Origin of the sequence: Microbacterium sp. Leaf161, assembly GCF_001423645.1 — a bacterium.
GTDB classification, from domain to species: Bacteria; Actinomycetota; Actinomycetes; order Actinomycetales; family Microbacteriaceae; genus Microbacterium; species Microbacterium forte.
In genome coordinates this window covers 372,904-399,522 of the sequence record NZ_LMOW01000003.1, presented here as the reverse complement: position 1 = coordinate 399,522, position 26,619 = coordinate 372,904, and the positions used below count along the sequence as shown (strand labels likewise).

23 protein-coding genes are annotated in these 26,619 nt (G+C 67.6%); 6 read left to right on the top strand and 17 right to left on the bottom strand.

The annotated features are described in order from the left end of the window. Nucleotides 1-42 precede the first annotated feature (42 nt). From dxs to dut, 5 genes are all read right to left on the bottom strand, one after another. Nucleotides 43-1,983, bottom strand: coding sequence for a 1-deoxy-D-xylulose-5-phosphate synthase (gene dxs / locus ASF87_RS17255; RefSeq protein ID WP_042540225.1), 1,941 nt, complete (start codon nucleotides 1,981-1,983; stop codon nucleotides 43-45). 169 nt (nucleotides 1,984-2,152) lie between these two features. After that, entirely contained in the window at nucleotides 2,153-4,990 is a 2,838-nt protein-coding gene (locus ASF87_RS17250; RefSeq protein WP_042540223.1) for an aconitate hydratase, read from the bottom strand. 153 nt (nucleotides 4,991-5,143) lie between these two features. Next, nucleotides 5,144-5,878: a DUF3159 domain-containing protein gene (locus ASF87_RS17245; RefSeq protein WP_056377645.1), complete on the bottom strand. Its 735-nt coding sequence runs from the start codon at nucleotides 5,876-5,878 to the stop codon at nucleotides 5,144-5,146. Further along, nucleotides 5,875-6,462 (bottom strand): DUF3710 domain-containing protein, encoded by a 588-nt coding sequence (locus ASF87_RS17240; RefSeq protein WP_042540219.1) that lies wholly within the window; start codon nucleotides 6,460-6,462, stop codon nucleotides 5,875-5,877. Before ASF87_RS17240 ends, ASF87_RS17245 begins: the two co-directional genes overlap by 4 nt. Further along, nucleotides 6,455-6,928, bottom strand: coding sequence for a dUTP diphosphatase (dut, locus tag ASF87_RS17235; protein ID WP_042540218.1), 474 nt, complete (start codon nucleotides 6,926-6,928; stop codon nucleotides 6,455-6,457). Before dut ends, ASF87_RS17240 begins: the two co-directional genes overlap by 8 nt. A gap of 12 nt (nucleotides 6,929-6,940) precedes the next feature. Between dut and ASF87_RS17230 the strand changes: the two genes are divergently transcribed. After that, complete coding sequence (locus ASF87_RS17230; protein WP_056377643.1) at nucleotides 6,941-7,405, top strand: DUF3093 family protein; 465 nt, start codon at nucleotides 6,941-6,943, stop codon at nucleotides 7,403-7,405. A gap of 152 nt (nucleotides 7,406-7,557) precedes the next feature. Here ASF87_RS17230 and ASF87_RS17225 read toward each other — a convergent pair whose 3' ends face one another. After that, nucleotides 7,558-7,851, bottom strand: coding sequence for a DUF4193 domain-containing protein (locus ASF87_RS17225; protein ID WP_042540214.1), 294 nt, complete (start codon nucleotides 7,849-7,851; stop codon nucleotides 7,558-7,560). A 196-nt stretch (nucleotides 7,852-8,047) separates the two neighbouring features. Between ASF87_RS17225 and sepH the strand changes: the two genes are divergently transcribed. Then, nucleotides 8,048-9,082, top strand: coding sequence for a septation protein SepH (gene sepH / locus ASF87_RS17220; protein ID WP_056377641.1), 1,035 nt, complete (start codon nucleotides 8,048-8,050; stop codon nucleotides 9,080-9,082). A 29-nt stretch (nucleotides 9,083-9,111) separates the two neighbouring features. Here sepH and ASF87_RS17215 read toward each other — a convergent pair whose 3' ends face one another. After that, the gene (locus tag ASF87_RS17215) at nucleotides 9,112-10,233 is read right to left on the bottom strand and encodes an alkaline phosphatase family protein (RefSeq protein ID WP_056377639.1); all 1,122 of its coding nucleotides are present in this window, start codon (nucleotides 10,231-10,233) and stop codon (nucleotides 9,112-9,114) included. A 60-nt stretch (nucleotides 10,234-10,293) separates the two neighbouring features. Between ASF87_RS17215 and ASF87_RS17210 the strand changes: the two genes are divergently transcribed. Further along, the gene (locus tag ASF87_RS17210; RefSeq protein WP_082508973.1) at nucleotides 10,294-12,735 is read left to right on the top strand and encodes a DNA gyrase/topoisomerase IV subunit A; all 2,442 of its coding nucleotides are present in this window, start codon (nucleotides 10,294-10,296) and stop codon (nucleotides 12,733-12,735) included. Nucleotides 12,736-12,794: 59 nt separating this feature from the next. Here the strand turns inward: ASF87_RS17210 and ASF87_RS17205 are convergent, their stop codons facing one another. From ASF87_RS17205 to ASF87_RS17190, 4 genes are read right to left on the bottom strand one after another with little or no spacing between them, the layout of a single operon-like run. Beyond that, nucleotides 12,795-13,730, bottom strand: coding sequence for a 3-oxoacyl-ACP synthase III family protein (locus tag ASF87_RS17205; RefSeq protein ID WP_056377634.1), 936 nt, complete (start codon nucleotides 13,728-13,730; stop codon nucleotides 12,795-12,797). Then, on the bottom strand, nucleotides 13,724-15,016 hold the full coding sequence (locus tag ASF87_RS17200) for a F390 synthetase-related protein (protein WP_056377632.1): 1,293 nt from the start codon (nucleotides 15,014-15,016) through the stop codon (nucleotides 13,724-13,726). Before ASF87_RS17200 ends, ASF87_RS17205 begins: the two co-directional genes overlap by 7 nt. Further along, the gene (locus tag ASF87_RS17195; RefSeq protein WP_056377630.1) at nucleotides 15,016-15,813 is read right to left on the bottom strand and encodes an MBL fold metallo-hydrolase; all 798 of its coding nucleotides are present in this window, start codon (nucleotides 15,811-15,813) and stop codon (nucleotides 15,016-15,018) included. Before ASF87_RS17195 ends, ASF87_RS17200 begins: the two co-directional genes overlap by 1 nt. Next, nucleotides 15,810-16,805, bottom strand: coding sequence for an NAD-dependent epimerase/dehydratase family protein (locus ASF87_RS17190; RefSeq protein WP_200933785.1), 996 nt, complete (start codon nucleotides 16,803-16,805; stop codon nucleotides 15,810-15,812). The genes ASF87_RS17195 and ASF87_RS17190 overlap by 4 nt, the downstream gene beginning before the upstream one ends. Before the next feature lie 26 nt (nucleotides 16,806-16,831). Here ASF87_RS17190 and ASF87_RS17185 point away from each other — a divergent pair, with 26 nt between their 5' ends. Then, complete coding sequence (locus ASF87_RS17185) at nucleotides 16,832-18,049, top strand: glycosyltransferase (RefSeq protein WP_056377627.1); 1,218 nt, start codon at nucleotides 16,832-16,834, stop codon at nucleotides 18,047-18,049. Between the two features lie 3 nt (nucleotides 18,050-18,052). Here ASF87_RS17185 and ASF87_RS17180 read toward each other — a convergent pair whose 3' ends face one another. After that, nucleotides 18,053-20,155, bottom strand: coding sequence for a DNA gyrase/topoisomerase IV subunit B (locus ASF87_RS17180; protein ID WP_082041087.1), 2,103 nt, complete (start codon nucleotides 20,153-20,155; stop codon nucleotides 18,053-18,055). A gap of 182 nt (nucleotides 20,156-20,337) precedes the next feature. On the opposite strand from ASF87_RS17180, the gene ASF87_RS17175 reads away from it, so the two are divergent. Next, nucleotides 20,338-20,550 (top strand): DUF7455 domain-containing protein, encoded by a 213-nt coding sequence (locus tag ASF87_RS17175; RefSeq protein ID WP_042540282.1) that lies wholly within the window; start codon nucleotides 20,338-20,340, stop codon nucleotides 20,548-20,550. 54 nt (nucleotides 20,551-20,604) lie between these two features. Here the strand turns inward: ASF87_RS17175 and ASF87_RS17170 are convergent, their stop codons facing one another. Further along, nucleotides 20,605-21,624: an alanine racemase gene (locus tag ASF87_RS17170; protein WP_235558985.1), complete on the bottom strand. Its 1,020-nt coding sequence runs from the start codon at nucleotides 21,622-21,624 to the stop codon at nucleotides 20,605-20,607. A 17-nt stretch (nucleotides 21,625-21,641) separates the two neighbouring features. Next, entirely contained in the window at nucleotides 21,642-22,349 is a 708-nt protein-coding gene (locus ASF87_RS17165; protein WP_235558984.1) for an alanine racemase, read from the bottom strand. Between the two features lie 79 nt (nucleotides 22,350-22,428). On the opposite strand from ASF87_RS17165, the gene ASF87_RS17160 reads away from it, so the two are divergent. Then, nucleotides 22,429-23,445, top strand: coding sequence for a sugar-transfer associated ATP-grasp domain-containing protein (locus ASF87_RS17160; RefSeq protein ID WP_042540198.1), 1,017 nt, complete (start codon nucleotides 22,429-22,431; stop codon nucleotides 23,443-23,445). Nucleotides 23,446-23,520: 75 nt separating this feature from the next. Here the strand turns inward: ASF87_RS17160 and ASF87_RS17155 are convergent, their stop codons facing one another. The 3 genes from ASF87_RS17155 to ASF87_RS17145 form a co-directional block, all read right to left on the bottom strand. Next, nucleotides 23,521-24,213, bottom strand: coding sequence for a coenzyme F420-0:L-glutamate ligase (locus ASF87_RS17155; protein WP_056377623.1), 693 nt, complete (start codon nucleotides 24,211-24,213; stop codon nucleotides 23,521-23,523). Then, nucleotides 24,213-25,445, bottom strand: a complete 1,233-nt coding sequence (locus ASF87_RS17150; protein WP_042540194.1) for an RNA polymerase sigma factor — start codon at nucleotides 25,443-25,445, stop codon at nucleotides 24,213-24,215. The genes ASF87_RS17155 and ASF87_RS17150 overlap by 1 nt, the downstream gene beginning before the upstream one ends. 167 nt (nucleotides 25,446-25,612) lie before the next feature. Then, nucleotides 25,613-26,554 carry a proteasome assembly chaperone family protein gene (locus tag ASF87_RS17145; protein WP_042540192.1) on the bottom strand — a complete coding sequence of 314 codons (942 nt, stop codon included), beginning with the start codon at nucleotides 26,552-26,554 and terminating at the stop codon, nucleotides 25,613-25,615. Nucleotides 26,555-26,619: the final 65 nt, after the last annotated feature.

Below are 26,619 nucleotides of genomic sequence, written 5' to 3'. Positions count from 1 at the left end.
ACTCCTCGGCCTTCCTCGGCCGGGACCGCAATGCGACGTCGATCAGCTCCGCTCGTGCAGCGGCAGGTCGATCGATCCGTTCGCGCCGGCATCCCGTGCAACGGGGATTCGCGTTCCGAGCACCTGAGAGACGACGTCCTGCGCGATCTTCGACGCGGTGAGGCCTGCATCCGCGAGGATCTGGTCCCTCGATGCATGATCGATGAACTCGTCCGGCAGCCCCAGCTCGTCGACGGCCGTGTCGATGCCGGCTTCGCGAAGGACCTGACGAACGCGAGTGCCGATGCCGCCGACGCGGATGCCGTCTTCGATGGTGATCACGAGGCGATGCCGCGCGGCCATGCTCACGATCGAGGGCTGCACGGGAATCGCCCACCGGGGGTCGATGACCGTCGCGCCGATGCCCTGGGCACGAAGCCGCTCGGCGACATCCATCGCGAGAGCTGCGAACGGGCCGATGGCCACCAGCAGGACATCCTCCGACTCACCCCTGGCCAGCACGTCCACGCCGTCGTGCAGGCGCTCGATCGCCGGCAGCTCGGGCGCGACGTCGCCCTTGGGGAAGCGGATCACCGTCGGGGCGTCGTCCACGAGGACGGCCTCGTCGAGGGCCTCCGTCAGCCGCGCGGCGTCTCGTGGTGCCGCGATGCGGATGTGCGGGACGATCTGCAGCATCGCGAGGTCCCACATGCCGTGGTGACTGGGCCCGTCGGGTCCGGTGACACCCGCACGATCGAGAACGAAGGTGACGCCCGCGCGGTGCAGCGCGACATCCATGAGCACCTGGTCGAACGCGCGTCCCATGAAGGTCGCGTAGAGGGCCACGACGGGATGCAGTCCGCCGAACGCGAGGCCAGCGGCGGAGGCCACCGCATGCTGCTCGGCGATGCCCACGTCGTACACGCGGTCGGGGAAGCGCTCGGCGAACGGAGCGAGCCCCGTCGGGCGCAGCATGGCTGCCGTCATGGCGATGACGTCGTCGCGACGCTCGCCGACCGAGACCAGGGCGTCGGAGAACACGTCGGTCCAGCCGGTGCCGCCCGACGAGAGCGTCTCGCCCGTGGTCGGATCGATGCGCCCGACAGCGTGGAACTGGTCGGCCTCGTCGTCTCGGGCGGGCTGGTATCCGCGGCCCTTCTCCGTGATGGCGTGCACGATGACCGGTGCACCATAGGACTTCGCGAGCTCGAGGGTCTCGAGGAGTGCCGGGAGGTCGTGCCCGTCGACGGGACCGAGGTATTTGATGTCGAGGTTGGAGTACAGCGCCTCGTTGTTGGTGAAGCGCGACAGGAAGCCGTGGGTGCCACCACGCACGCCGCGGAAGACCGCGCGACCGACGGGCCCGAACGCCCGGAAGAGCCGGTCCGACTTGTGGTGCAGGTCCTTGTAGGCCGCGGCGGTGCGCACGCGATTGAGGTACCGCGACATCCCGCCGATCGTCGGAGCGTACGAGCGCCCGTTGTCGTTGACGACGATCACGAGATTGCGGTCGTTGTCGTCGGAGATGTTGTTGAGGGCTTCCCACGTCATGCCACCCGTGAGCGCACCGTCGCCGACCACCGCGACCACATGACGATCGCCGCGACCGGTCGCGGTCAGCGCACGGGAGACTCCGTCGGCCCAGCTGAGAGAGCTCGACGCGTGGGAGGACTCGACCACGTCGTGCAGGCTCTCGCCGCGCTGGGGGTAGCCCGCGAGTCCACCGCGGACGCGGAGGGACGAGAAGTCCTGGCGTCCCGTCAGCAGCTTGTGCACGTAGGACTGGTGGCCGGTGTCGAAGATGAACGGATCGTCGGGCGACGAGAAGGTCCGGTGCAGAGCGATCGTCAGCTCCACCACTCCGAGGTTGGGGCCCAGATGTCCGCCGGTACGGGACACGTTCTCGACGAGGAACTCGCGGACCTCGCCGGCGAGTTCGATGAGCTGCTCCGTCGAGAGGGAGTCGAGATCACGGGGTCCTGAGATGCTCGGAAGAATGGGCATCTGCACCTCCTCATAGGCACCGTTGGCGGCATCCGATTCCGGTTCGAAAGCCTGATCGATCCTACCGCGGCCATCCGTGAAAGCTCGGAGAACGCCTCGCCCCTTGACACGGACCCGCACACGCGAAAGGGCCCGGTTCAGAAGAACCGGGCCCTCGTCGTCGCTGTGATCAGACCAGCGAACGCAGCACGTACTGCAGGATTCCGCCGTTGCGGTAGTAGTCCGCCTCACCGGGGGTGTCGATGCGGACGACCGCGTCGAACTCCACGACCTGCTTGCCCTCGGGCGAGTCCTCGGTCGGGGTGGCGGTCACACGGACCGTCTTCGGAGTGGTGCCGTTGTTGAGCTCCTCGAGACCCGTGATCGAGACGACCTCGGTGCCGTCGAGACCCAGCGACTCCCAGCTCTCGCCTGCGGGGAACTGCAGCGGGACGACGCCCATTCCGATGAGGTTCGAGCGGTGGATGCGCTCGAAGCTCTCGGTGATGACGGCCTTGACGCCCAGCAGGCTCGTGCCCTTGGCCGCCCAGTCTCGCGACGAGCCGGAGCCGTACTCCTTGCCGCCGAAGATGACGAGGGGCGTGCCCTGCTCCTGGTAGTTCATGCTCGCGTCGTAGATGTACGACTGCGGTCCACCGGGCTTCGTGAAGTCACGGGTGAAGCCACCCTCGACGACCTGGCCGTCGTTGACGGCCGAGACCATGACGTTCTTCAGGCGGATGTTCGCGAACGTTCCGCGGATCATGACCTCGTGGTTGCCGCGGCGCGATCCGAAGGAGTTGAAGTCCTTGCGGTCGACGCCGTGCTCGGTGAGGTACTGAGCCGCAGGGGTTCCGGGCTTGATGTTGCCGGCAGGCGAGATGTGGTCGGTCGTGACCGAGTCACCCAGCGTCGCCATGACGCGCGCGCCCTCGATGTCGCGCACCGGGGTGAGCTCCATCGTCATGCCGTCGAAGTAGGGCGCCTTGCGCACGTAGGTCGAGTTCTCGTCCCACTGGAAGATGTCGTCGTCCGGGGTGGGCAGGCTGCGCCAGCGCTCGTCGCCGTCGAAGACGGTGGAGTACTGCTTGATGAACTGCTCACGCGAGATCGACGAGTCGACGAGCTCCTGGACCTCGGCCGGGCTGGGCCAGATGTCTCTGAGGAAGACGTCTTCGCCGTCGGTTCCCTTGCCGAGCGCATCGTTCTCGAAGTCGAAGTGCATCGACCCTGCCAGCGCATAGGCGATGACCAGCGGCGGACTGGCGAGGTAGTTCATCTTCACGTCGGGGCTGATGCGTCCCTCGAAGTTGCGGTTACCGGAGAGCACGGCGGTCACGGCGAGATCGTGATCGTTGATGGCCGCGGAGACCTCCTCGATCAGCGGGCCCGAGTTGCCGATGCAGATCGTGCAGCCGTAGCCGACGGTGTAGAAGCCGAGGCCCTCAAGGTCCTTGTCGAGACCGGACTTCTCGTAGTAGTCGGTGACGACCTTGGATCCAGGGCCGAGTGTGGTCTTCACCCACGGCTTCTGCTTGAGCCCCTTCTCGAGCGCCTTGCGGGCGACCAGACCCGCGGCGATCATCACCGAGGGGTTCGAGGTGTTGGTGCACGAGGTGATCGCCGCGAGGGTGACCGCGCCGTTGTCGAGGATGTACTTCTCACCGGACGGAGTCGTGACCGGAACGGGCTTCGACGCGTGCGCCGGAGCTCCGCTGTTGATGTGCACGGGACGAGTCGTGGTGGGCTCCTCCTCGCCGGGGACCGAACCGGGGTCGGACGCCGGGAAGGAGTGCTTCGACTCGAGATCGACGACGGAGTCCGACGTCGATGCCGAGGCGTACGCGAGGATGTCCTGCTCGAACTGCGACTTGGCGTCGGAGAGGAGGATGCGGTCCTGCGGGCGCTTCGGGCCGGCGATCGACGGCACCACGGTGCCGAGGTCGAGCTCGAGGTACTCGCTGAAGACGGGCTCCTGCGACGCGTCATGCCAGAGCTTCTGCTCCTTGGCGTAGGCCTCGACCAGCGCGACGGCCTCTTCGCTGCGACCCGTCAGGCGCAGGTAGTCGAGGGTGACGTCGTCGATCGGGAAGATCGCCGCGGTCGAACCGAACTCGGGCGACATGTTGCCGATGGTGGCGCGGTTTGCGAGCGGCACCGAGGCGACGCCCTCGCCGTAGAATTCGACGAACTTGCCGACGACGCCGTGCTTGCGCAGCAGGTCGGTGATCGTGAGGACGACGTCGGTCGCCGTGACACCGGCCGGGATCTCGCCGGAGAGCTTGAAGCCGACCACGCGCGGGATGAGCATCGACACGGGCTGGCCGAGCATCGCGGCCTCGGCCTCGATGCCGCCGACGCCCCAGCCGAGCACGCCCAGACCGTTGACCATGGTGGTGTGCGAGTCGGTGCCGACGCAGGTGTCGGGGTATGCGCGCAGCACGCCGTCGACGTCACGGTCGTAGATGACCTTGGCCAGGTGCTCGATGTTCACCTGGTGCACGATGCCGGTCCCCGGGGGAACGACCTTGAAGTCGCTGAAGGCCGTCTGGCCCCAGCGCAGGAACTGGTAGCGCTCACCGTTGCGCTCGTACTCGATCTCGACGTTGCGCTCGAGAGCGTTCTCCGAGCCGAAGAGGTCGGCGATCACCGAGTGGTCGATGACCATCTCGGCGGGCGAGAGCGGGTTGATCTTGTTCGCGTCGCCACCCAGCGCCGTGACGGCCTCGCGCATGGTGGCGAGGTCGACGATGCAGGGAACACCGGTGAAGTCCTGCATGACCACACGGGCCGGCGTGAACTGGATCTCGGTGCTCGGCTCAGCCGCGGCATCCCAGGAGCCCAGGGCTTCGATCTGCGCCTTCGTCACGTTCGCGCCGTCCTCGGTGCGAAGCAGGTTCTCGAGGAGGACCTTGAGACTGAAAGGGAGCTTGTCGAAACCGGGCACCGTGTCGATGCGGAAGATCTCGTAGTCGGTGCTGCCGACCGTCAGGGTGCTCTTGGCACCGAAGCTGTTCACCGTGGACACGATTCCGTCTCCTTCTATTCGGATGGGAGCGACAGGCGCCTCCATCTTGCTCGCCAGCGAGCCCCTGCGGCTAGCAAGGCAGTCCTAACCAGTCTGCTCTGCTCGACCTCCGGGCGAAAGCCTGCAATTTATCTTGATGTCAAGATAAATCTATCACGACCGTTGCGGTGTTCCGGCATCCGGGGTTCGCGGATACAGGGCGCGCACGACGAGCCAGGTGACCGCGATCAACGGCGCGAACAGCGGCAGGCCCATGATGAGCTTCAGTGTGCCGAGAGCCGTGACGTCCCCCGCCAGATACAGCGGCAGCTGCACTGCGAGACGTGCGAAGAACAGCGCAGCCCAGGCTATGCCGAGCCACAGGAACGCACGACGCTTTCGACGATCGCGCCTCCACGCGGTGCCCTCTCCCATCAGGAAGCCGACGGCGAGACCGATCAGCGACCAGCCGATCAGGGCCGAGACGAGCATCCCGGTGCCGTAGACGGCGTTGGTGATGAGCCCGGGAACGAAATTGTCTTCGCCTCGCCCCGTCCACAGCGCCAGCGCGGCGGCAGCCGCCGCGGCCACGAGGCCACCGATGGCGGCCGAGGGCGGCGACTTCTGGAGCAGCCTGACGATCGTGAAGACCGCCGCGAGTCCGACCGACACGCCCAGAGGCAGGATCAGGGGTTCGGGCCGGATCGTGAAGAGGACGACGAACGCGAGGCTGGGGAGCACCGATTCGAGGATGCCGCGCCATCCGCCCATCGCGGACCATACCACCTTGTGCGTCGCGTCGCTCTCGGTCGGGTCGAGACCGGCGCGGCGGGCAGCGCCGCCGAGCGCGGCCCCGACGATGTCGGATGCGCTCTGCTCGCGCTCGGGCTCGGGAGCGGGGGTGGTCACGCGGAGCCGGGAGTCGCAGGCATCTTCAGCGGGATCAGGTCGCGCGGAGGCATCGGAGCTCCCCCGCGGACGACGACGATCGACCGGAAGAGATCCTCGACCTTGGCGGCGGCCTCGAGGTCAGACGCCGCAGCGCCGCCGATGACGCCGCGGAGGAACCATCGAGGGCCGTCGATGCCGATGAACCGGGCGAGCCGCAGCTCGGAGCCCTCATTGGCCGCCGCAGGGACCTCTGCGAGAAGCTCCTTGCCGAGCGGCCCCTCGCGCTCCTCGACCCGCCCGCCCTGAGTGCGGACCTGATCGCGCAGCTGCACGCGGGTCTCGTCCCACAGCCCACCGGATCGGGGCGCGGCGAACGGCTGCACCTGGAGGGAGGAGTCCGCGTAGTCGAGTCCGACGGCGACGATGCGCTTTGACTGCTCCTCGACCTCGAGTCGGAGGTTCAGCCCCTCACGCGGGAGGATCTTGATTCCACCGAGGTCGATGTACGGACGAACGGGGTTCGCCTCGGAGTCGTCGAAGGGCCCCTGTGTCGCCCGGTCGTCCGGTGCCGACTTCGAAGGAGTCGCGTTGTTGTCAGTCATTGATCTGTCCTGCCGAAGATGAATGGAGTCCTGCCTGGTAGCCGGTCGAGCCGAAGCCACCCTCGCCGCGGACGCTGCCTGGCAGCTCCTCGACCGGGATGAAGGTGGCACGAGTCACGGGCATCACGATCAGCTGCGCGATGCGATCGCCGACGGCCACATCGTACGCCGTGTGGATGTCGGTGTTGATCAGACTCACCTTGATCTCACCGCGGTATCCGGCGTCCACGGTTCCCGGCGAGTTCACGATCGAGATGCCGTGCTTGGCCGCGAGACCGCTGCGGGGCACGACGAATGCCGCGTACCCCTCCGGCAACGCGATGCGCACGCCGGTCGCGACGAGCGCCCGCTCCCCCGGGGCCAGATGAACGGCCTCGGCCGCCACCAGATCGGCTCCGGCATCGCCGGGGTGGGCGTAGCCGGGCACGACAGAGGCGATAATGGGGACATCAACGGATTCAGTCACCCCACGAGGCTAATGCAGAACATCGCTCCCGACGCGCGGACCCGCTACCGCGAGAGACTGTCCCCCAGCCTGTGGCTGCTGGTGACGGTCGCTCTCGCCGGCCCCATGGTGGCGCTCATCTTCGTGCCCATCGGCTCGACCGTCGCCCTGATCGTCGGCGCCGCCGTCTCGGCGGTGCTGGTGGTCGCGTTCATCGCGCTCGCGCCGGTCGTGTCGGTCGACGGCGACGTGCTTCGTGCCGGTCGAGCGCACATCGAGGTCCAGCACCTCGGCACGCCCCGAGCGCTGAGCGCCGAAGAGGCGCGCCAGGCGCGGGGCCCAGGCCTGCCTGCACGGGGCTGGCATCTCATCCGCGGTGGTGTCGACGGGGTGGTCGTCGTTCCGAACGACGACCCTGACGACCCGGTGGACACCTGGACCATCTCGACCCGAACTCCCGATCGGCTCGCCGCGGCGATCATCGCCGCCCAGCGCTGACCTGACCAGAACCGGCGCTGACCTGACCAGAACCGGCGCTGCCCGACCAGACCCAGCGCCGGCTCGACCGCGACGAGCGCTGACCTGACCACAAGACGACGCGCCCCTGACCGTGAGGTCCGGGGCGCGTGGGATCTTGTTCTCTGGTGCGCTCAGGCAGCGCACTCCTTGCAGATGGGGCCGGAAGCCCCCTCGTGGTCGAGCTGCGAACGGTGCTTCACGAGGAAGCAGTTCATGCAGGTGAACTCGTCCTGCTGCGCGGGCAGCACGACGACATCAAGTTCGAGGTCGGAAAGATCGGCTCCAGGAAGATCGAAGCTGGACGGGTTGTCCGCGTCCTCGTCTCCTGACGAGCCGGAGAGCTTGTCCGGCACACGCTCCTTGAGGGCTTCGATCGACTCGGAGTCGTCTTCACTCTTGCGGGGAGCGTCGTAGTCGGTTGCCATGTGGTGAATCTCCACTTTCATGCGAGTGGGTGGTGCGCCGTCGGGGTAATCGGCGGCCATAGTTTGCATGACCGCGGAGGAATAAGCAAATGCCCGCGGCTGCGACAGACCAAACTCACGGCACGCCCAGAGTATTCCCGGTTCTGGGCGGCCCCGCGTGACACCATGAACGCACACCCATCAGAGGGGCATTCGCATGGAAAACGTCACCATCGTCGGCACAGAGGCAGGAGTGCTCGTACTCGCGACCGAGTCGGGCGAGCGCTTCGCGCTGCCCATCGACGACGTCCTGCACCGCGAGATCCGGCGCGCGACGCGACAGAGCGAGCCGACGGCTCAGCGGCTCGCCGCGAGTCCGCGCGACATCCAGGCGCAGATCCGCGCCGGCCTCACGGCACCAGAGGTCGCCGCACTCCTCGGCATCAGCGTCGACGACGTCATCCGCTTCGAAGGACCCGTTCTCGCCGAGCGTGAGCACGTCATCGGTCAGGCGCTCGCCGTTCCCGTCCTGATCGGCAGCGATGTCGAGCCCGACGCTCAGCCCACCTTCGGCACCGCGATCCGCGCCAAGCTCTCTGAGGTCGAGGCCTCGGCCGAGCGCTGGGCGAGCTGGAAGGACGACACCGGCTGGATCATCAAGCTCGAGTTCACCGCCAACGAGGTCGAGCACGATGCACGCTGGAGCTTCGACCTCCGACGCAGTGCGCTGGCACCCCTCAATGCCGATGCCACACAGCTGTCCCGCCAGGGCTCGCTGCCCGACGGCCTCATCCCCCGTCTACGCGCTGTCGAGGCTGAACGGCAGGCATCGCCCTACAAGGATGACAGCCGCTTCGACTCCGGCGCGTTCGGACCCCGCCTGCTCCCCGCGCCCGAGGCTGATGTCGATGACAGCATCGCGCCCGAGCGCTCGACTGCCGCGGTGCAGGATGCCGCCATCAAGCGCGCACCCGAGTCGGCGACGACGAGCCCCGAGACGGCCGACCTGCTCGAGGCTCTCCGACGCCGACGCGGCCAGCGTGAGACCGCGCCGATTCTCGACCACTCGGACGACAGCGACACGGACCAGAATCCGATCGCACTGTTCGACGCCTTCGAGAACAACCAGCCCGGCGAAGACGAGCCGGAGGCCACCCCCGAGCCGACGAACGAGGGCAACGGACGCCGCAAGCGCCGCAACGCGATGCCGTCATGGGACGAGATCGTGTTCGGAGCACGCACCGACGAATAGGGCGCCCTCAGGCGGGTGGATGCCGACGCTCAGCGAGAGAACGCGCCGAACCTGAGCAGTGGGACCTGACGCTCCTCCGGGGTCAGACCGCCGTGCTGACCGATCATCCCTCTGCCGCGTTGATCCGCGGCCGTGCCGTCGTACACCGCCCCGTTGCCTCTCGCCACGACGAGCACATCGCCGATCCTCGACGCGGCGGCCGATGTCACATCGGGGCCGAAGAACCCTGATGCGATCGCCTCCTGCCTGGTGCCGACGTCGGCGAGGCCTTCGAGATCGCGACGCCACCGCTCGGCGACGACCGCCGCATCGGCGTCCGGTTCGACATAGACGTGCAGCATCCTCGGTTCACCTCCGATGTGCCGGACCCCGTCGAGGTGCTCCGCCTCGAGCACGACCTGCCGGTGCACCGGCACGTCGACCATGCCGTGGTCCGAGGTCACGAGGACGCCGACGCCCGGAGGCACGCGTCGAGACAGGGCGGCATCGATCTCCTCGAGCGCCGACACCCACTGCACCGAGTCGAGGCCGTACCTGTGCCCGGCCTTGTCAGCCTCGGGCAGGTAGCAGTAGATCAGCGAGCCCGGGTGACGCTCGGCGAGGTCGTATGCGACCTCGACGCGCTCTGCGGGTGTCTGGGCGGCGACGAACTCGGCCCCGCGCAGCGTGGCCCGGGTGAACCCGCTCGCCGCGTAGGCGGCGACGCCGACCGCAAAGGTCGGGCGCCCCTCCGCACGAGCGCGCTCGAAGACCGTCGGAGCCGCCTGCCAGGTCGCCGGATCCAGCCCTTCCGACTCCCAGCCGGTCAGCTGATTGACCAGGATGCCCCGAGCAGGGTCGAGAACGCGATAACCGACCAGGCCGTGCTGCCCCGGCCACACCCCGGTGAGGATGCTGGTCAGCGCCGCCGCGGTGGTCGAGGGGAAGACCGAGTGGGCGACGTCCTTCTTCGCCATCCCGGACGTGAGCGCCCTGGCATGGCCGGCGTGGGCGCGCAGGCTGATCGCGCCGAGCCCGTCGATGATGGCGAGGACGACGGATTCGGCCCGCGGCAGGCTCGCCGATTCGCCGCGGAGAGCGGCGAACACGTCGTCCGCCACCCCGACGACGCTGCGGGCGGCGAGCGACTCGGACGGTAGAATGAGGGACATCCGAGCCAGTCTGACACAGGCTCCCGTACGCCCTCAGCCTCGCACCATTTCAGGATGCCCATGCCGAAGACCCCGCCTGCCGAGCTCGCCCCCGAGCGAATCCAGGACATCGATCTCGAAACAGAGATGCAGGGTTCATTCCTCGAGTACGCCTATTCGGTGATCTACTCGCGGGCTCTGCCTGACGCTCGCGACGGATTGAAGCCCGTGCAGCGACGCATCCTCTACCAGATGGCCGAGATGGGACTTCGCCCGGACCGCGGTCACGTCAAGAGCGCCCGCGTCGTGGGCGAGGTCATGGGAAAGCTGCACCCGCACGGCGACTCGGCGATCTACGACGCCCTCGTGAGACTCGCCCAGGAATGGGCTCTGCGTGTGCCGCTGATCGACGGCCACGGCAACTTCGGCTCGCTCGATGACGGGCCCGCAGCGGCCCGCTACACCGAGGCACGACTGGCCTCCCCTGCGATGGCTCTCACCGAGAACCTCGACGAGGACGTCGTCGACTTCATCCCGAACTACGACGGTCAGTTCCAGCAGCCCTCCGTGCTCCCTGCTGCGTTCCCGAACCTCCTGGTCAACGGCGCGAGCGGCATCGCCGTCGGCATGGCGACCAACATGGCACCGCACAACCTGATCGAGGTCGTCGCCGCCGCCACCCATCTGCTCGAGAACCCCGACGCCACGACAGAAGAGCTCATGGAGTTCGTGCCCGGCCCCGACTTCCCCTCGGGTGGCATCCTGATGGGGCTCGACGGTGTCAGAGACGCATACGCCACGGGCCGCGGCGCCCTGAAGGTGCGCGGCAAGGTCTCGGTCGAACCGCTCGGGCCACGGCGCACCGGCATCATCGTGTCCGAACTCCCATACATGGTCGGCCCCGAGCGTCTGATCGAGAAGATCCGTGACGCGGTGCAGTCGAAGAAGCTGCAGGGCATCAGCGACGTGACCGATCTCACCGATCGCAACCACGGGTTGCGCGTCGCGATCGGCATCAAGACCGGCTTCGACCCCAATGCCGTGCTCGAGCAGCTCTACCGGCTCACCCCGCTCGAGGACTCCTTCAGCATCAACAACGTCGCCCTGGTCGACGGACAGCCGCGCACGCTCGGGCTCAAGGAGATGCTGCGCGTCTATGTCGCTCACCGGCTGGAGGTCATCACCCGCCGCAGTCGATACCGTCTCGCCCGCCGAGAGGAGCGCCTGCACCTCGTCGAGGGCCTGCTCATCGCGATCCTCGACATCGACGAGGTCATCCAGGTCATCCGTTCGTCGGACGACTCCGAGCAGGCGCGGGCGCGACTGCGCTCGGTGTTCGACCTCAGCGAGCTTCAAGCCGAGTACATCCTCGAACTGCGCCTGCGGCGCCTGACGAAGTTCTCGCGCATCGAGCTCGAGACCGAGCGCGACGCCCTGCTCGCCGAGATCGCCAGGCTGCGGGACCTGCTCGGGAGCGACGTGCTCCTGCGAGCAGTGGTCGCCGAGGAGCTCGACGCAGCGGCTGACGCATACGGGACTCCTCGCCGCACGCTGCTGATGAACGCCGCGCCCCCGAAGCCGCGCGCCACGAAGGGCGCGGTCGACCTGCAGATCGCCGACGCTCCGACCGTGCTCGTGCTCTCGACCACAGGGCGTGCCGTGCGGGTGGACCTCGCCGAGGGCCAGGAGCTGACGCTTCCGGCACGGCGAAGCAAGCACGACGCGATCCTGACGACTCTCGAGACGACGGTGCGCGCAGAGATCGGCGCGCTGACCTCTGAGGGGCGCGTGCTGCGTTTCTCCCCCGTCGATCTGCCGTCCGTGCCGTCGTCCTCGGTGCAGCTCGCGGCGGGAGCTCCGCTGCGCGACTATCTCGGCATCACCATCCGCGGAGAGCGGATCCTCGGTTTCGTGCGCTTCGACAGCGACGTCCCGATCGCCATGGGCACGGCGCAGGGGACGGTCAAGCGCATCGTCCCGTCGACGCTTCCCGTTCGTCCGGATCTCGAGGTCATAGGCATGAAGCCCGGTGACACGGTCGTCGGCGCGGTCGAAGCGCAGGACGACGCCGACCTCGTGTTCGTGACGACCGACGCCCAACTGCTGCGGTTCTCCGCCTCGGCCGTCCGCCCGCAGGGCGCGCCCGCAGGCGGCATGGCCGGCATCAAGCTCGGCGCCGGCTCATCGGTGCTGTTCTTCGGAGCGGTCTCGCCGGATGCCGATGCCGTGGTCGCCACCGTCTCGGGTTCCGACAGCAGCCTTCCGGGCACCGAGCCAGGACGCGCCAAGGTGACGCCCTTCGCCGAGTACCCGTCGAAGGGTCGGGCGACCGGCGGAGTGCGCGCGCATTCGTTCCTGAAGGGCGAGGACCACCTCACGGTCGCCTGGGTCGGGCCGAGCCCCGCGCAGGCCGTCGACCCGACAGGTGCGGTGCGCAAGCTCCCCGAGCCCGGCGCCCGACGCGATGCGTCGGGTCAGCCGATCGACGGCGTGATCGGGAGCATCGGTCGCACTCTGGTCTGAGCGCGCGCCAGTGCGACCTGCCCCACAGCGGCGTCTGAGGCGGCGGCCGGTAAGCCGGATCAGAGTCGGAGAGCGAGGATGTTGGCGGTGAGCCCGGCGGCCGTGCCGCAGAGGATCACGGTGTCGCCTGCCCCGACGCGACCGCTCTCGAGCGAGCGGACGAGCATGAACGGCACGGACGACGAGACCATGTTACCGAAGTCCCGCACCTCATCGATCCGGCGGTCGGCCGGGATTCCGAGGCGGTCGAGCATCGGCCCGAGCGCGGCAGACGCCTGGTGGGGAACCCAGAGGGCGACATCGTCGTGCGCGATCCCCGATCCTCGGTGGAACGCCTCGAAGAACTCGGGAAGCAAGCGCATCATCCCCAACAGCGCCCGGCGCCCGTTCATGTCGAACAGGTAGTCGGCGGGGTCTCCCGCCGCATAGGCCTGCGCTGGCGATCCCGACAGCCCGCCCCTGATCTCCGTGTCGTGCGCATACGCGGGCCAGGTGCGCTGAGCGCTGGCGATCACTCCTCGGTCGCCGTCAGCAGAGCGGCGCAGCACGACGGCCGCACCGGCATCGCTGAAGAGCTCGAAGCTCTCACGCTGCTCCGGATTCAGGAACCGCGTCCCCACATCTCCTGCGAACACGAGGATCGTCTCATGAGCGCCGGCATCGAGATACAGCGAGGCGATGTCGAGCGCCGTGATGAAACTCGTGCAGGTCGAGTTCACGTCGAAGGCCGCCGCATGCCCGGTGAGCGTGAGTCTCTCCAGCACGAGTGCGGCCGTGCACGGGATCGGCTGGATCCCCGCGGCAGATGCGCCGAGAACGAGGTCGACGTCGTTCGCCGTGATGTCCGCGTGCGCCAGTGCCCGCTCGCACGCCTCCGTCAGCATGTCGAGATGAGACACGTCGTCGTCGATGCGATACCGGGTCTCCTCCCCGAATCGCACGACGCGCGAAGGCAGAGACGTCCCCCAGCCCACGATCTCGCAGTTCCTCACCATCTCCGGTCCCCCCATTCCTGCACCACGCGCCGCAGCTTCACTGACCCGTTGCTCACGTAGTCGACGAAGGTGATCGCCGGCCTCTCGCACCCCAGCCGGTCGGCCAGCGCATGCACCTCGTCTTCGACGAGACGCCGAGATCGATCGTCGAGGGTGTCGAGCCCGATCCGCAGCCGCGACTCGCCGATCTGGGTGATGCGATATTCGTCGAAGCCGTCGGCGTAGAGCAATGCGCGCGCGATCACGTCGGCGAAGACAGGCAGATCCCGGCCGTCGAGGGAGCGGAAGACCAGAGTGTCTCCCTCTCGCCCCTCGATGCGCTCGATCGCGGTGAGCGCGCTGCCGCAGGGGCACGGTCGGGTCCGCTCGCGGAGCACGTCGCCGAGCCGATACCGCACGATCGGCTGCGCGCGGCGGCGCAGATCCGTCACGATCGGCGTGAACCGCTCGGCATCCAGTGCCTCGCGTTCGACCAGGATGTTGTCCTCGTTCAGATGGATGACACCGTGCTCGCAGGTGTGCGCGAGGAATCCCTCGGTGCACTGGTAGAGCTGATGCAGGAGGGGCTGACCGAGCGAGGCGGTGATGCGCCGCTCGTCAGAGATCTCGAGCACCTCAGCCACCGAGTACACCCGCTGCGGCACCACATCGAACCCACCGGCGTCGGCCGCGCGCGCGATCATCCTCAGCACCGACGGCGGAGCGACGAGAATGGTCGGTCGGTACTCCCGCAGCCGGGCGATGTTGTCGTCCATGTCGGCGTAGACGTCGAAGTAGCGGAAGGAGACCGCCCGCGAGCCGACCGACTCGTACAGGCTGTTGTCCGCCCGCAGGAACAGCGCGATCCGATGCCCGAGGAGCCTGCCCCGAGGCAGGGTGCGGGCGAGCACGGTTCCCACCCAGGCATCGCGTTCGGCGCTGCTGACCACGAAGAGGCCACGGTGGCCGCTGGTGCCGCTCGAGAGGCCCACCGAGTTCGAGCCCAGATCCGCGTCGAAGTCACGGGAGCGCTCGTTCGCGATCGCCAGTGCGAGGGCCTCGTCCTTGCCCGCGCCGACGGTGTTGATCTCGTCGAAGCGGCTCATCATGACGCTCTTGTCCATGAGCGGCAGTTCCGAGAACGAGCGCGTCGCAAGGAGGTCACGGAAGTAGGGCGACCGGCGTCGCAGGAATCTCAGGTGCGAGCGCAGAAGCCGCCTCTGACGCCGCTTGACCGCAGCCCGCGTGCGCAACGGGCGGAGCCAGCGTGCCCCGATGAACTCGCGCAGGATCCTGAGCTTCGACATCAGCTCAACAGCTCCTTCGCGTCGAGCGGATCATGGCTGCAGACCACGCGGATGCCGGCCGCTGCGAGCTCGCCGAGAATCCGCGCCGTGGCGGCGTATCGATCGGCATCGTGCTGGACGGCCCGGGGCAGGGCCTTCAGCGTGCCGGAGGCGTGGATCAGATCGGTCCCCCATGCCGCATCACCGGCCAGCAGGACGCGGCGCTCGATCAGCGCGCCGAGGTGTCCGTCGGCATGGCCGGGCAGATCGACGACGAGGTACGAACCGTCGCCCTGAAGGTCGTGAGTTCGCAGTGCGGTGCCGCCGACCTCGACGGTGGCGAAGGCTCCCTCGTCGATCACGATCCGCTCGGCATCTGAGAACCAGCTCGGAAGCAGGCCGGTGAGCACCCCCGCGCGCAGTCGCGGAGCCGACAGCGTCCGCTCGTGCCCCGCGCTCAGCACGAAAGTGGCATGCGGGAACCGACGGACTCCCCCGACATGGTCCGGATGCAGATGAGACAGCACGACGTGCGTCACGGACGCGGGGTCGACGCCGTCTGCGCGGAGCCGAGCGGCCACATCATCCGCGTCCCCGACGATCGGAGGAAGCAGACGACGGTAGACGGCACCGCGCCAGCCGGTGTGCCACCGTCCCGTCGCATAACCGGTGTCGAACAGCACGCGCCGGCCGTCCGCGGTGTCGTACAGGAACACGCCGGAGGGGAACTCGCGGACACCGTGCGGTGCGCCGCGGAACATCGCGCCGACATCATGTGAGGTGCTGCCGCAGACGTAGTGGCGGAGGCGGCCGGTCACGCATTCTCCCTCAAGTGTGCGGCCACGCCGGCGAGAGCGTCATCGAGCGACACCTCGGGGCGGTATCCGAGCTCCGCTTTCGCGCGCGTGATGTCGAGCGTCTGAGAGTACGCGATCGTGCTGAGCGTGTAGCGAGTGAGCGGCGGCTCGGGCCGCCACGGCAGCATCGAGCAGACGCCCTCCGACGCGGATGCCAGCACCCAGGCCGCTCTTCGGTGCATCGGGCGGAACCGCGGGGTCTCCCCCATCCGCTCGAGGAGGATCGTCAGCAGTTCGCGGAACCGCCGCGGGTCGTCGTTGGTGATGTTGTACACCCCGCCCGCGGCGTCTCCGCGGGTCAGAGCGAGGCGCAGCGCCGAGGCCACGTTCTCGACCGCCGTGACGTCGATGAGATTGTCGCCGCCGTCGAAGACCGGCACGCCGATGCGTGCGTGGACGTCGAGAAGGCGGGGCACGAGGCTCGGGTCGCCCACGCCGATCAGGCCGCGGGGGCGCACGATCACGAGCTCTGCGATCTTCCCGCTGTCCACGGCGTCGAGCAGCAGATCCTCGGCGGCGATCTTCGAGCGGATGTACCCGTTCAGTCGATTGGAGCGATCGACGTCGGGTTCGCGGATGCCGATGCGGTCCCGAGGTGCGGCATACACGCTGGGAGACGACACATGCACCACCCGGCGCACACGGTTGCGACGGGCGAACTCGACGACATGATCGGTGCCGTCGACGTTCGCCTCGCGGAAGTCCCTCCAGCGCCCCCAGGGAGCCGACAGCGCGGCGCAATGGATCACGGCGTCCACTTGGAGGTCCTGCGTGCGGAGAGAGGCCAGATCGCCGAGAACTCGGTGGCCGTCGTCGGCGACCAGCTCGAGCGCGTGCTCGTTGCGGCCCGCGGCGAAGACCTCGTATCCGTGTCTCCGCAGCTCGGGCACGACGTGACCGCCGAGGAACCCGCTCGCCCCCGTCACCAGCACACGGGCTCCGGACATGCTCATCACGATAGTCGTCCTATTGTGGTCGAGTGCGCATCGCCATGGTCACCGACTACTACCTGCCCACCCTCGGCGGCGTGCAGACGGTCATCAAGGCGCACAGAGAGGCTCTCGAGCAGGCCGGGCACGAGGTCTTCGTGTTCGCGCCCCTGGCCGAGTCCGGCGACGACCCGCATGTCGTGCGCCTGCCGACCGCCCGACGCTTCGCACCGGACGGATACCCGTTCGCCTGGACCCCCTCGGCCGTCGCGGCGTCGCTCACCGAGGGCCTGCGCTCCCGTCGAGTCGACATCGTCCACGTGCACACCGAGATGTTCGCGGCGCTGGGCGGTTTCGAGGCGGCGAAGACTCTCGGACTACCTGTCGTGCAGACCATGCACGGACGCATCGACGTCTATACGCGCTCTGTGTTGCCGCTGCCCTCGATCACGACGGCGCTGCTCGCGACCATGCACCGGCGCCGCATGAGCCACGACAGCACGGTGGCCGACAGCAGCGCGCCATATGCGCAGACACGTGCGGCGCGGCTCATGTGGCGGCTCATGGTCAGCCAGGCGAATCATGCCGACCAGGTCATCGTGCCCTCCGCCCATTTCGCCGCGAAGCTCTCGGCTCAGGGCGTGCGAACACCGCTCACCGTGCTCTCGAACGGCCTGGAGGCGACGGTGCTCCACGAGGTCGGCGCTCCCCCGCCGCGCATCCTCGACCCCGCAGAGCCGCTTCGAGTGGTGTGGTGCGGAAGGCTCTCGCCCGAGAAGCGTCCTGAGGTCTTCGTCGACGCCGTGAGTCAGCTGTCGGGCATCCGAGCCGAGATGTTCGGCGACGGTGTGGCCAGACATCGCGTCGCCGCGGCATCAGCCGGCATGGCTGCCGGCAAGCTCACGGTGCACGGCGGCGTCGCCCAATCGCGCGTGCTCGAGGCGATGCGCGATGCGCACGTCCTGGTGTCGAGTTCCCTCGGTTTCGACAATCAGCCGATGGTGATCCTCGAGGGGATCGCTTCCGGTCTGCCGGTGATCGTCACGGATCCCGATCTCCTCGAGATGCTGCCCGACGGCGGTGGGCTCGTCACTCGGACGCCGGATGCCGAGGGCCTGGCGGCCACGATCCGAGAGCTGCGCGACGATCCCGCGCGGCTCACTCGGATGAGCGCAGCTGCGATCGCTCACCGAGAGCGAGTCTCTCAGGACACCCACCGAGACGCGCTGCTGGACGTCTACCGGGCCGCCATGGCTCTGAAGCGCTGATGCTCAGGCATCGATCGATTCACGCGAGAGCCGGTCGGACGACTCGATGATGAACTCGCGACGAGGAGCGACCTCGTTGCCCATCAGCAGTTCGAAGACTCGGCCGGCCGCCTCGGCATCCTCCATGCGCACGCGGCGCAACAGGCGTCCGCCACGATCCATGGTGGTAGTCGCGAGCTGTTCCGCGTCCATCTCTCCGAGACCCTTGTACCGCTGGATCGGCTCATGCCAGCGCTTGCCCGACTTGCGGAGCTTTGCGAGCAGAGCGTGCATCTCCTGCTCGCTGTACGTGTAGATCGTCTCGTTGGGCTTGGAACCCGGGTTCATCACGATCACACGGTGCAGCGGAGGCACAGCGGCGAACACGCGACCGTGCTCGATGAGAGGACGCATGTACCGGTAGAAGAGCGTGAGCAGCAGGGTGCGGATGTGAGCGCCGTCGACGTCGGCATCGCTCATCAGGATCACCTTGCCGTACCGTGCGGCGTCGATGTCGAAGCTGCGGCCCGAGCCCGCGCCGATCACCTGGATGATCGAGGCGCACTCGGCGTTGGAGAGCATGTCGCCCACCGACGCCTTCTGCACGTTGAGGATCTTGCCGCGAATGGGCAGCAGCGCCTGGAACTCGCTGTTGCGGGCGTTCTTCGCGGTGCCGAGAGCGGAGTCGCCCTCGACGATGAACAGCTCGCTGCGCTCGACCTCGTTGGTGCGGCAGTCGACCAGCTTGGTCGGCAGCGTCGACGACTCGAGGGCGTTCTTGCGCCGCTGGGTCTCTTTGTGGGCTCGCGCAGAGACGCGAGCCTTCATCTCGGCGACGACCTTGTCGAGCAGCTGCGTCGCCTGACTCTTGTCGTCGCGCTTGGTCGAGCTGAACCGCGCCGCGAGATCCTTGCGAAGCACCTGGGCGACGATCTGGCGCACGGCCGGCGTGCCGAGGATCTCCTTCGTCTGCCCCTCGAACTGCGGTTCGGGGACGTTCACCGTCAGCACAGCGGTGAGCCCCGCGAGGACGTCGTCCTTCTCGAGCTTGTCGTTGCTGCCGACCTTCAGTCGGCGTGCGTTCTGATCGACCTGCGAACGCAGCACCTTGAGCAGCTCCTGCTCGAAGCCCTGCTGGTGCGTGCCGCCCTTGGGCGTGGCGATGATGTTGACGAAGGACCGCGTGGTCGTGTCGTAGCCGGTGCCCCAGCGCATCGCGATGTCGACGGCGCAGACGCGCTCGACCTCGGTGGCGATCATGTGGCCGTCGGCCTGCAGAACCGGAACGGTCTCCTTGAACGTGCCTTCGCCCTGAATGCGCCAGGTGTCGGTGACGGGCGCGTCGTTCGCGAGGTACTCGACGAACTCCGAGATGCCGCCGTCGTACCGGTACGACGTCTCGATCGGCTGCCCCTCGACCTCCGAGCCGTTGGCCGCGCGCTCATCGCGGATCACGAGTTCCAGCCCCGGAACGAGGAAGGCCGTCTGACGCGCGCGGGTCACCAGATCGTTGAGCTGGAACGCAGCATCCTTCGTGAAGATCTGGTGATCCGCCCAGTAGCGGATGCGCGTGCCGCTTGTGCCGCGCGGCGCCTTGCCGACGACCCGGAGCTCGCTCTTGTCCTGGAACGGCGTGAACTTCGCGTCCGGTCGCTTCTCGCCGCTGTCGGCGAAGAGTCCGGGCTCGCCACGGTGGAACGACATCGCGTAGGTCTTGCCGCCGCGGTCGACCTCGACGTCGAGGCGCTCGGAGAGGGCATTGACGACGGAAGCTCCGACGCCGTGCAGACCGCCGGAAGCCGCGTAGGACCCGCCGCCGAACTTGCCGCCGGCATGCAGCTTCGTGAAGACGACCTCGACGCCGGTCAGGCCGGTGCGCGGCTCGACGTCGACGGGGATGCCCCGGCCACGGTCGTGCACCTCGACACTGCCGTCATCGTGCAGGATGATGTCGATCTTCGAGCCGTTGCCCGCGACGGCCTCGTCGACGGCGTTGTCGATGATCTCCCAGAGGCAATGCATCAGGCCCGGGGATCCGTTCGAACCGATGTACATACCGGGACGCTTGCGGACGGCCTCGAGCCCTTCGAGCACCTGGAGATGATGGGCAGAATACTCGGCGGTCACAATCTCCGAGTCTATTCGCGATGCCCCTGCTGGAGCCGCAGACACTCCCCGCGAACCCCCACGACGGGTCCCCCGCGTACGCGCTGAGCGAAACACGCCGCAAACCGGGCATGCGTACACCGTCAGCGTGGTTGTATTGAACACGCCCAACCAGCGAACCCGACACTCAAGGAGGCACCATGATGAACGCAACGACCGAACGTGAGACCTCCGCCGTCGAGTTCCGCCTGACCGCCATGGATCGCTGTGATTCGTGTGGCGCTCAGGCCTACATCGCCGCCGAGGTCAACGGCTCCGAACTCCTCTTCTGCGCACACCACGGACGCAAGTACGAAGAGAAGCTCCGCAGCATCGCAACGAGCTGGCACGACGAGACCGCTCGCCTGATCGACTGATCAGCTTCGGTCACATCCGCCTCGGAGCCCGTCATCTGACGGGCTCCGCATTCGTTAAGGGGCGCTCACCCGTCGGATGCGAGCGGTGAGTCGGGTGAGGATCTCCTCACCGACAGTGTCGATGCGCTCGGCGAGGGTCGTCGCGCTCGACTCGCCATGGTCTCCTGCGCCGAACATCCAGACCGAGTCGCCGAGCCGCATTCCCGGCCATCCCTCGACCACCGAGGTCGCCGTGTCGATGCGCAGAAGCTCGCGAGCCCCGGCGGGGGTGCCGACTCGGGCCCCTGCCAGCGTCGACGGGATGCCGTCGAATGCGCCGATGCCCACCACGGCGTCACCGTCGACGATGTCGACGACCGTCGCAGTGAGCTCCGCGACCGGTGCCACCCCGGCAAGATCGGGGCCATCCGCCGAACGGACGCCGTAGCAGAACGCTCCGATCCGCGACACCGAGCCGCGAAGCTCGGGGCGCCACCAGGACGCGGCGGATGCCGTCAGGTGCAGCGCCTCGGGTGTCGCGCCCGACTGCTCCGCCACGCGCACGGCGTCGAGGAAAAGGGTCTGAGCCTCGTCGTCCTCGTCATCGCTCGCCTCGGCGAGATGGCTCCAGATTCCCACGAGCTCCAGGTGCCCTGCGGCCTCACCGGCGCGCACCTCGGCGATGGTGCGTTCCCACTCAGCCGGAAGCAGCCCGTTACGATGCAGTCCGGTGTCGATCTTCAGATGGATCCGCGCCCGCACTCCCCGTCGCGCAGCCAGCGCCGTGATGCGCGACAGGTACTCCGCTGATCCGACTCCCAGGTCGATGCGTGCGCGCAACGCCTCGTCGACCTCGTCATCGGTCGAAGTGGCCCAGGCGAAGATCCGCCCCGTGTCACCCAGCACACGCCTGGCCTCGACTCCACTGCGGACGTCGTACGCCCCGTACCAGTCGACGCCCATTCCTCTCGCGGCCTCCACGGCCCAGCGCAGACCATGACCGTAGGCGTCGTCCTTGAGCACGATCATCAGCGCCGACGGAGCGATGCGATCGCGCACGGCACGGATGTTCGACCTGAATCTGTCTGTGTCCACGCGCAGTTCCGGACGGCTCATGCCTCCCACCCCCGGTCCGCGTGGGAGCCTGCGACGGCGACGAGCTCGGCGATCGTGAGTCCTGTCACCGCGCCCCATCTCGCGAGGGAGGGAGCGGCAGGTCCGCGCCCTCCGAAATAAGTGGCATCGGCTCCGACGGCGACGGAGCCAGAGCCCTGCAGATCGATCACGCACACGTCCATCGCGACGCGCCCGATGATCGGCCGTTGCACGCCCTCGATCTCGACGTGGGCGGCGTTGCCGAGAGCACGGACGATTCCCTGCGCGTATCCGCCGGTGACCAGTGCGGCAGTCGTATCGCGCGTCGCTCGATGCGTGTAGCCGTAGGAGACCGCGTCTCCGGCGGCCAGCGGCTTGGTGGAGAGCACTCTGCCGACCAGGCGCATCACCGGCCTCGTCCGCAGAGTTCCGTCAGGGTCAGGCAAACCGTAGAGCAGGAACGGGTCGATATCGGCATCGCCGTCCGTCACCGCGTCGATGCCCTCGAGCGCCAGCGCCTCCGCCTCTGTGGCGTAGTCGACCCGCACGGACGCCGCGCCGGCCGCGACGACGGCGTGAGCGACAGCGAGCACTCCGTGCCCCCAGGCATCCCGGCGAAGGTCGGCCACGCGGCCCCCGGCGGCGACAGCGGCGGTCGATGCGGCCGCCAGCGCCGACCGCGAGATCATCGCGCGCGGACGAGAGCTCGAAGTCTTCTCACACACGTTTCCAGCCTAGCTCCGCCTTCTCAGGATGCCCTGCGCACCCACCGTAGACTGGAGGGGACCCCGAACTTGGAGATCCATGTCACGCTTTTCCCTCGCGCCCCGCGTCCGCTACCTGCTGGCGCGCGCCCGCCGCATCGACGTCGCCTCGGTCATCGAGAGGGCCAAAGAGGCGTCATCTCAGCACGGCAAGGCGGTGCCGCTCGTTGTCGTCGACATGTTGTGGTCCGCCGGGCGGCACAACGTCGGGTTCCAGGACTACATCGACTACGACTTCGCGATCCTCACCAAGGCGGAGCGCGACACGTTCATGACCCACCCGGTGTCGAACGAGATCTCCCAGAAGTACGACCACCCGGACTACCGCCACCTGTTCCACGACAAGGCGGAGTTCAACGCCGTCTTCGACGCATTCCTCAAGCGCGAATGGATGCTCATCACCGAGGGCAACGCAGACGAGCTGCGTGACTTCACCGAGCGCCAGGGCACGATCGTCGTCAAGGAGACCCACGGGCAGGCGGGCACCGGTGTGCACCGCTATCACGCCGCCGACGTCACCGACTGGGACGCGTTCCATGCCGAGCTCCTGTCGAAGAAGCAGGTTCTCGTCGAAGAGGTCATCCGCCAGCACGCCGATCTCGCGGCCGTCTGCCCCGGAACCGTCAACACCACGCGCATCACCGCGTTCTTCGATGGCGAGAAGACGCACATCCTCGCGATGGCTCAGAAGTTCGGACGCGGCGCGGTGAGCGACCAGATGAGCTTCGGCGGCTTCTACACGATGCTCGACGAGAGCGGTCACTCCGTGGGCTCCGGATACGACTCCCACGGTCACGTGCACGTCACGCACCCGGACTCCGGCTTCCCCATCGCCGACTTCCAGCTGCCGTTGATGGATGAGGTCCGCGAGTTCGTGGATCAGGTCGCTCGTGTCGTGCCGCAGATCCAGTACGTCGGCTGGGATGTCGTGGTCACCCCCGACGGTCCGGTTCTGGTCGAGGGCAACTGGGGTGCCGGCGTGTACGAGAACAAGCCGAGCGTCACCGGCATCCGCACAGGACACAAGCCGCGCTATCAGGCCGCGATCGGATTCTGACCGCACGACAGGCATGCAGAAGGCCCGGATGCTGAGCATCCGGGCCTTCTTGCTGCGACGTGCGACTCGAGGAGTTCAGACCTCGCGGACGATGCCCATGGGCGTCGACTGCGTGGCCTGTCCGAGCGGGTTGTCGCCCAGGATCTGAACGAGTCGACGCTCGCCTGCCTTGTCGAGCGTCGAACCGAGGATGTTGCCGCCGATGTCGTTGATGTCGACGACGGCCACTTCGAGGTTCCCACCGAGCATCTTCTTCAGGCGCACTGCGACCTCGCGCGGGTTCTTCGGGCCGAGCACGACTGCCTGGTTGTACGGCGGGATCGTGTTCTTCGTCGGGCCGTCGATCGCACGCGCCTTGTCGCCGGCGATGCGGTAGAAGTCGCCTCGGCGCCCGAAGGCCTTGGTGATGACCGAGACACCGGCAGCGAACAGGATCCGCACGGTGCCGCACTCGCGCAGCGCCATCTCCATGGTCTCTGGCATTCCGAGACCGATCCCGTAGGACGTGCGGACGACGTATCGCGAGAGGAAGCGTGCGAGAGGTCGCGGCGAGATCTCATCGAGCCGGTACGACCGGCCCTGCGTGATCGCGACGATCTTCTCGGTCACGAACAGCAGGTCGCCCGGCTGCACCGCATCCTTCGCGTACTCCATGACGACCGACTCGAGGTCGTCATCGGGCATGACGACGCGCGTCCGCAGAGGGATGCGCGCGTAGCTCTTGCCGTCGACGCTCGCCTCGAGCGCTTTGCCCTCGTTCGCCTGCATCACTCGAGGTAGTCCCGCAGCGACTGCGAGCGGCTCGGGTGGCGCAGCTTCGCCATCGTCTTCGACTCGATCTGACGAATGCGCTCACGCGTCACGCCGAACGTGTCACCGATCTGGTCGAGCGTCTTGGGCTGCCCGTCACCGAGTCCGAAGCGCATCCGGATGACACCGGCCTCGCGCTCGGACAGCGAGTCGAGCAACTGCTCGAGCTGACGCTGCAGCATCGTGAAGCCCACGGCGTCGGCGGGGACCACGGCCTCGGTGTCCTCGATGAGGTCGCCGAACTCGCTGTCGCCGTCTTCACCGAGCGGAGTGTGCAGAGAGATCGGCTCTCGGCCGTACTTCTGCACCTCGACGACCTTCTCGGGCGTCATGTCCAGCTCGCGACTGAGCTCTTCGGGTGTGGGTTCGCGACCCAGGTCCTGCAGCATCTGGCGCTGCACACGGGCCAGCTTGTTGATGACCTCGACCATGTGCACCGGGATGCGGATGGTGCGGGCCTGGTCGGCCATGGCGCGGGTGATCGCCTGGCGGATCCACCAGGTGGCATACGTCGAGAACTTGAAGCCCTTGGTGTAGTCGAACTTCTCGACCGCGCGGATCAGGCCGAGGTTGCCCTCCTGGATCAGGTCCAGGAACTGCATGCCGCGACCGGTGTAGCGCTTGGCGAGAGAGACGACGAGACGCAGGTTCGCACCCAGCAGGTGGCTCTTCGCGCGCTGGCCGTCACGGGCGACCCACTGCAGGTCGAGTCCGAGCTGACTGGCCTTCTCGGCGGCAGTCATCGTGGAGAGCTTCTCCTCGGCGAACAGCCCGGCCTCGATGCGCATCGCGAGCTCGACCTCTTCGGCCGCGTTCAGCAGGGCGACCTTTCCGATCTGCTTCAGGTAGTCCTTGACAGGGTCGGCGGTCGCACCGGTGATCTGCGTCGAGTAGACGGGCACGTCTTCGTCGTCATTCGACGAGATGACGATGGCACCGGTCGGCAGAGGCTCGGTGAACTTCGGCTTCGAGTCCTCGTCGTCCTCGTCGGGCTCTGCAGCGGGAGGAGTCTCGTCGTCTTCGACGATGTCTTCGGCCTTCTTCTTCTTCGCGGGCGCGCGCTTGGCAGCGGCCCGCTGCGCTGCCGTCTTGGGGGCCGGCTTCTCAGCCGCCTCCTCGACGGGAGCGTCGACCTCGGGAGCGTCGGCGGTCTTCTTCGTCCGGGTCTTCTTCGTCGTGGCAGGAGTCACGTTTCGCCTTTCACGGGGCCGCTCGCAGGCCCCGGAGCATTTCGGACACTAGTAAGACCCTTGTCAAGTCAGATCTCCGGAAAGATCGATTGACAACGGGTCAGACTCCTAGTATCGCACACGTGTGGGCATGCAGGTGCAATCGGCCGAAGTTCGCGCCTTCGACGTCAGCCTCGACCCGGTTTGTCCTCGTCGCCGCTGGGGCGTGAGGCCAGATAGCGCTCGAGCTCTGCCGCCAGTTCGTCAGCGCTCGGCAGGTCGCGCTCGTTGAAACCGCCCTCGTCGTACGACCCGTCCTCGGGGTCACGGCCGGCCATATAGGCGTCATACCGGCGCTCGAGCCCCTGCACCATCTGCTGCAGCTCGTCGTTGCCGATCACCTGATCATCGACGCGAGTGCGGTAGTCCTCTCGGCGTTCCTGCACCTCGTCGAGCAGGATCACCAGGCCGGTCGCGGCCATCAGCTTCTCGGCCGCCGCGATCACGGCGTCGGGGTTCTCGGTCTCGGCGAGGTAGTGGGGCACCAGCAGCACGAAGCCGACGACCCGATCGCCGTGCTCGGCGAAGCGGAACTCGAGGAGGTGGCCCGCGGTAGCCGGCACCTGCGTGCGCGGACGCCAGACGGAATGCGCCACGGTGAGCTCGCGCCTGTTGCCGCTCACGGTCGTGCCGATGGGGCGGGTGTGCGGCACGGGCATGGCGATCGAGTGCACCCAGTTGAGCCCTGACACCTCGAACTCGTCGGCGAGTTCGAGCACCGTGCGCGCGAACTCGTTCCACGCGAAATCGGGCTCGTACCCGGCGAGGAGGAGGAACTTCTGGCCGAGAGCATCGGTCGCGAGCGACAGTTCGAGCCGTGCGGGGCGGAACTCGGTCAGATGGTCCTGATCGAACGAGATCACCGGGCGACGCGCGCGGTAGTCGAGGAGCACGTCGTTGTCGAAGACCACGACCGGCTGGGGAGAGGTCGTCTCGCGAAGGTGCTCGATGAGCCCCGAGACCGCGTTGCCTGCGTCGGTGAAACCCGTGAGGAGCAGGACAAGGGGCAGTCCGCGCGGCACGACCGGCGCGTTAGCTACACGTTCATGGATCTCTCCGGAGAAGGGCATGAGTCAATGCTACGAGCAGCGTCGGACGGCCGGGCGGTGACCTTCAAGCTGAGAGCGAACACCCG

Excerpts from the sequence above, each read along its gene's own strand:
- sepH (WP_056377641.1), top strand. The coding sequence starts at position 8,048 with ATGGAAAACGTCACCATCGTCGGCACAGAGGCAGGAGTGCTCGTACTC.
- ASF87_RS17225 (WP_042540214.1), bottom strand. The coding sequence starts at position 7,851 with ATGGCAACCGACTACGACGCTCCCCGCAAGAGTGAAGACGACTCCGAG.
- ASF87_RS17205 (WP_056377634.1), bottom strand. The coding sequence starts at position 13,730 with ATGGTGAGGAACTGCGAGATCGTGGGCTGGGGGACGTCTCTGCCTTCG.
- dxs (WP_042540225.1), bottom strand. The coding sequence starts at position 1,983 with ATGCCCATTCTTCCGAGCATCTCAGGACCCCGTGATCTCGACTCCCTC.
- ASF87_RS17145 (WP_042540192.1), bottom strand. The coding sequence starts at position 26,554 with ATGCCCTTCTCCGGAGAGATCCATGAACGTGTAGCTAACGCGCCGGTC.
- ASF87_RS17210 (WP_082508973.1), top strand. The coding sequence starts at position 10,294 with ATGCCGAAGACCCCGCCTGCCGAGCTCGCCCCCGAGCGAATCCAGGAC.
- ASF87_RS17240 (WP_042540219.1), bottom strand. The coding sequence starts at position 6,462 with ATGACTGACAACAACGCGACTCCTTCGAAGTCGGCACCGGACGACCGG.
- ASF87_RS17160 (WP_042540198.1), top strand. The coding sequence starts at position 22,429 with ATGTCACGCTTTTCCCTCGCGCCCCGCGTCCGCTACCTGCTGGCGCGC.
- ASF87_RS17155 (WP_056377623.1), bottom strand. The coding sequence starts at position 24,213 with ATGCAGGCGAACGAGGGCAAAGCGCTCGAGGCGAGCGTCGACGGCAAG.
- ASF87_RS17190 (WP_200933785.1), bottom strand. The coding sequence starts at position 16,805 with ATGAGCATGTCCGGAGCCCGTGTGCTGGTGACGGGGGCGAGCGGGTTC.
- ASF87_RS17200 (WP_056377632.1), bottom strand. The coding sequence starts at position 15,016 with ATGTCGAAGCTCAGGATCCTGCGCGAGTTCATCGGGGCACGCTGGCTC.
- ASF87_RS17215 (WP_056377639.1), bottom strand. The coding sequence starts at position 10,233 with ATGTCCCTCATTCTACCGTCCGAGTCGCTCGCCGCCCGCAGCGTCGTC.
- ASF87_RS17230 (WP_056377643.1), top strand. The coding sequence starts at position 6,941 with ATGCAGAACATCGCTCCCGACGCGCGGACCCGCTACCGCGAGAGACTG.
- ASF87_RS17175 (WP_042540282.1), top strand. The coding sequence starts at position 20,338 with ATGAACGCAACGACCGAACGTGAGACCTCCGCCGTCGAGTTCCGCCTG.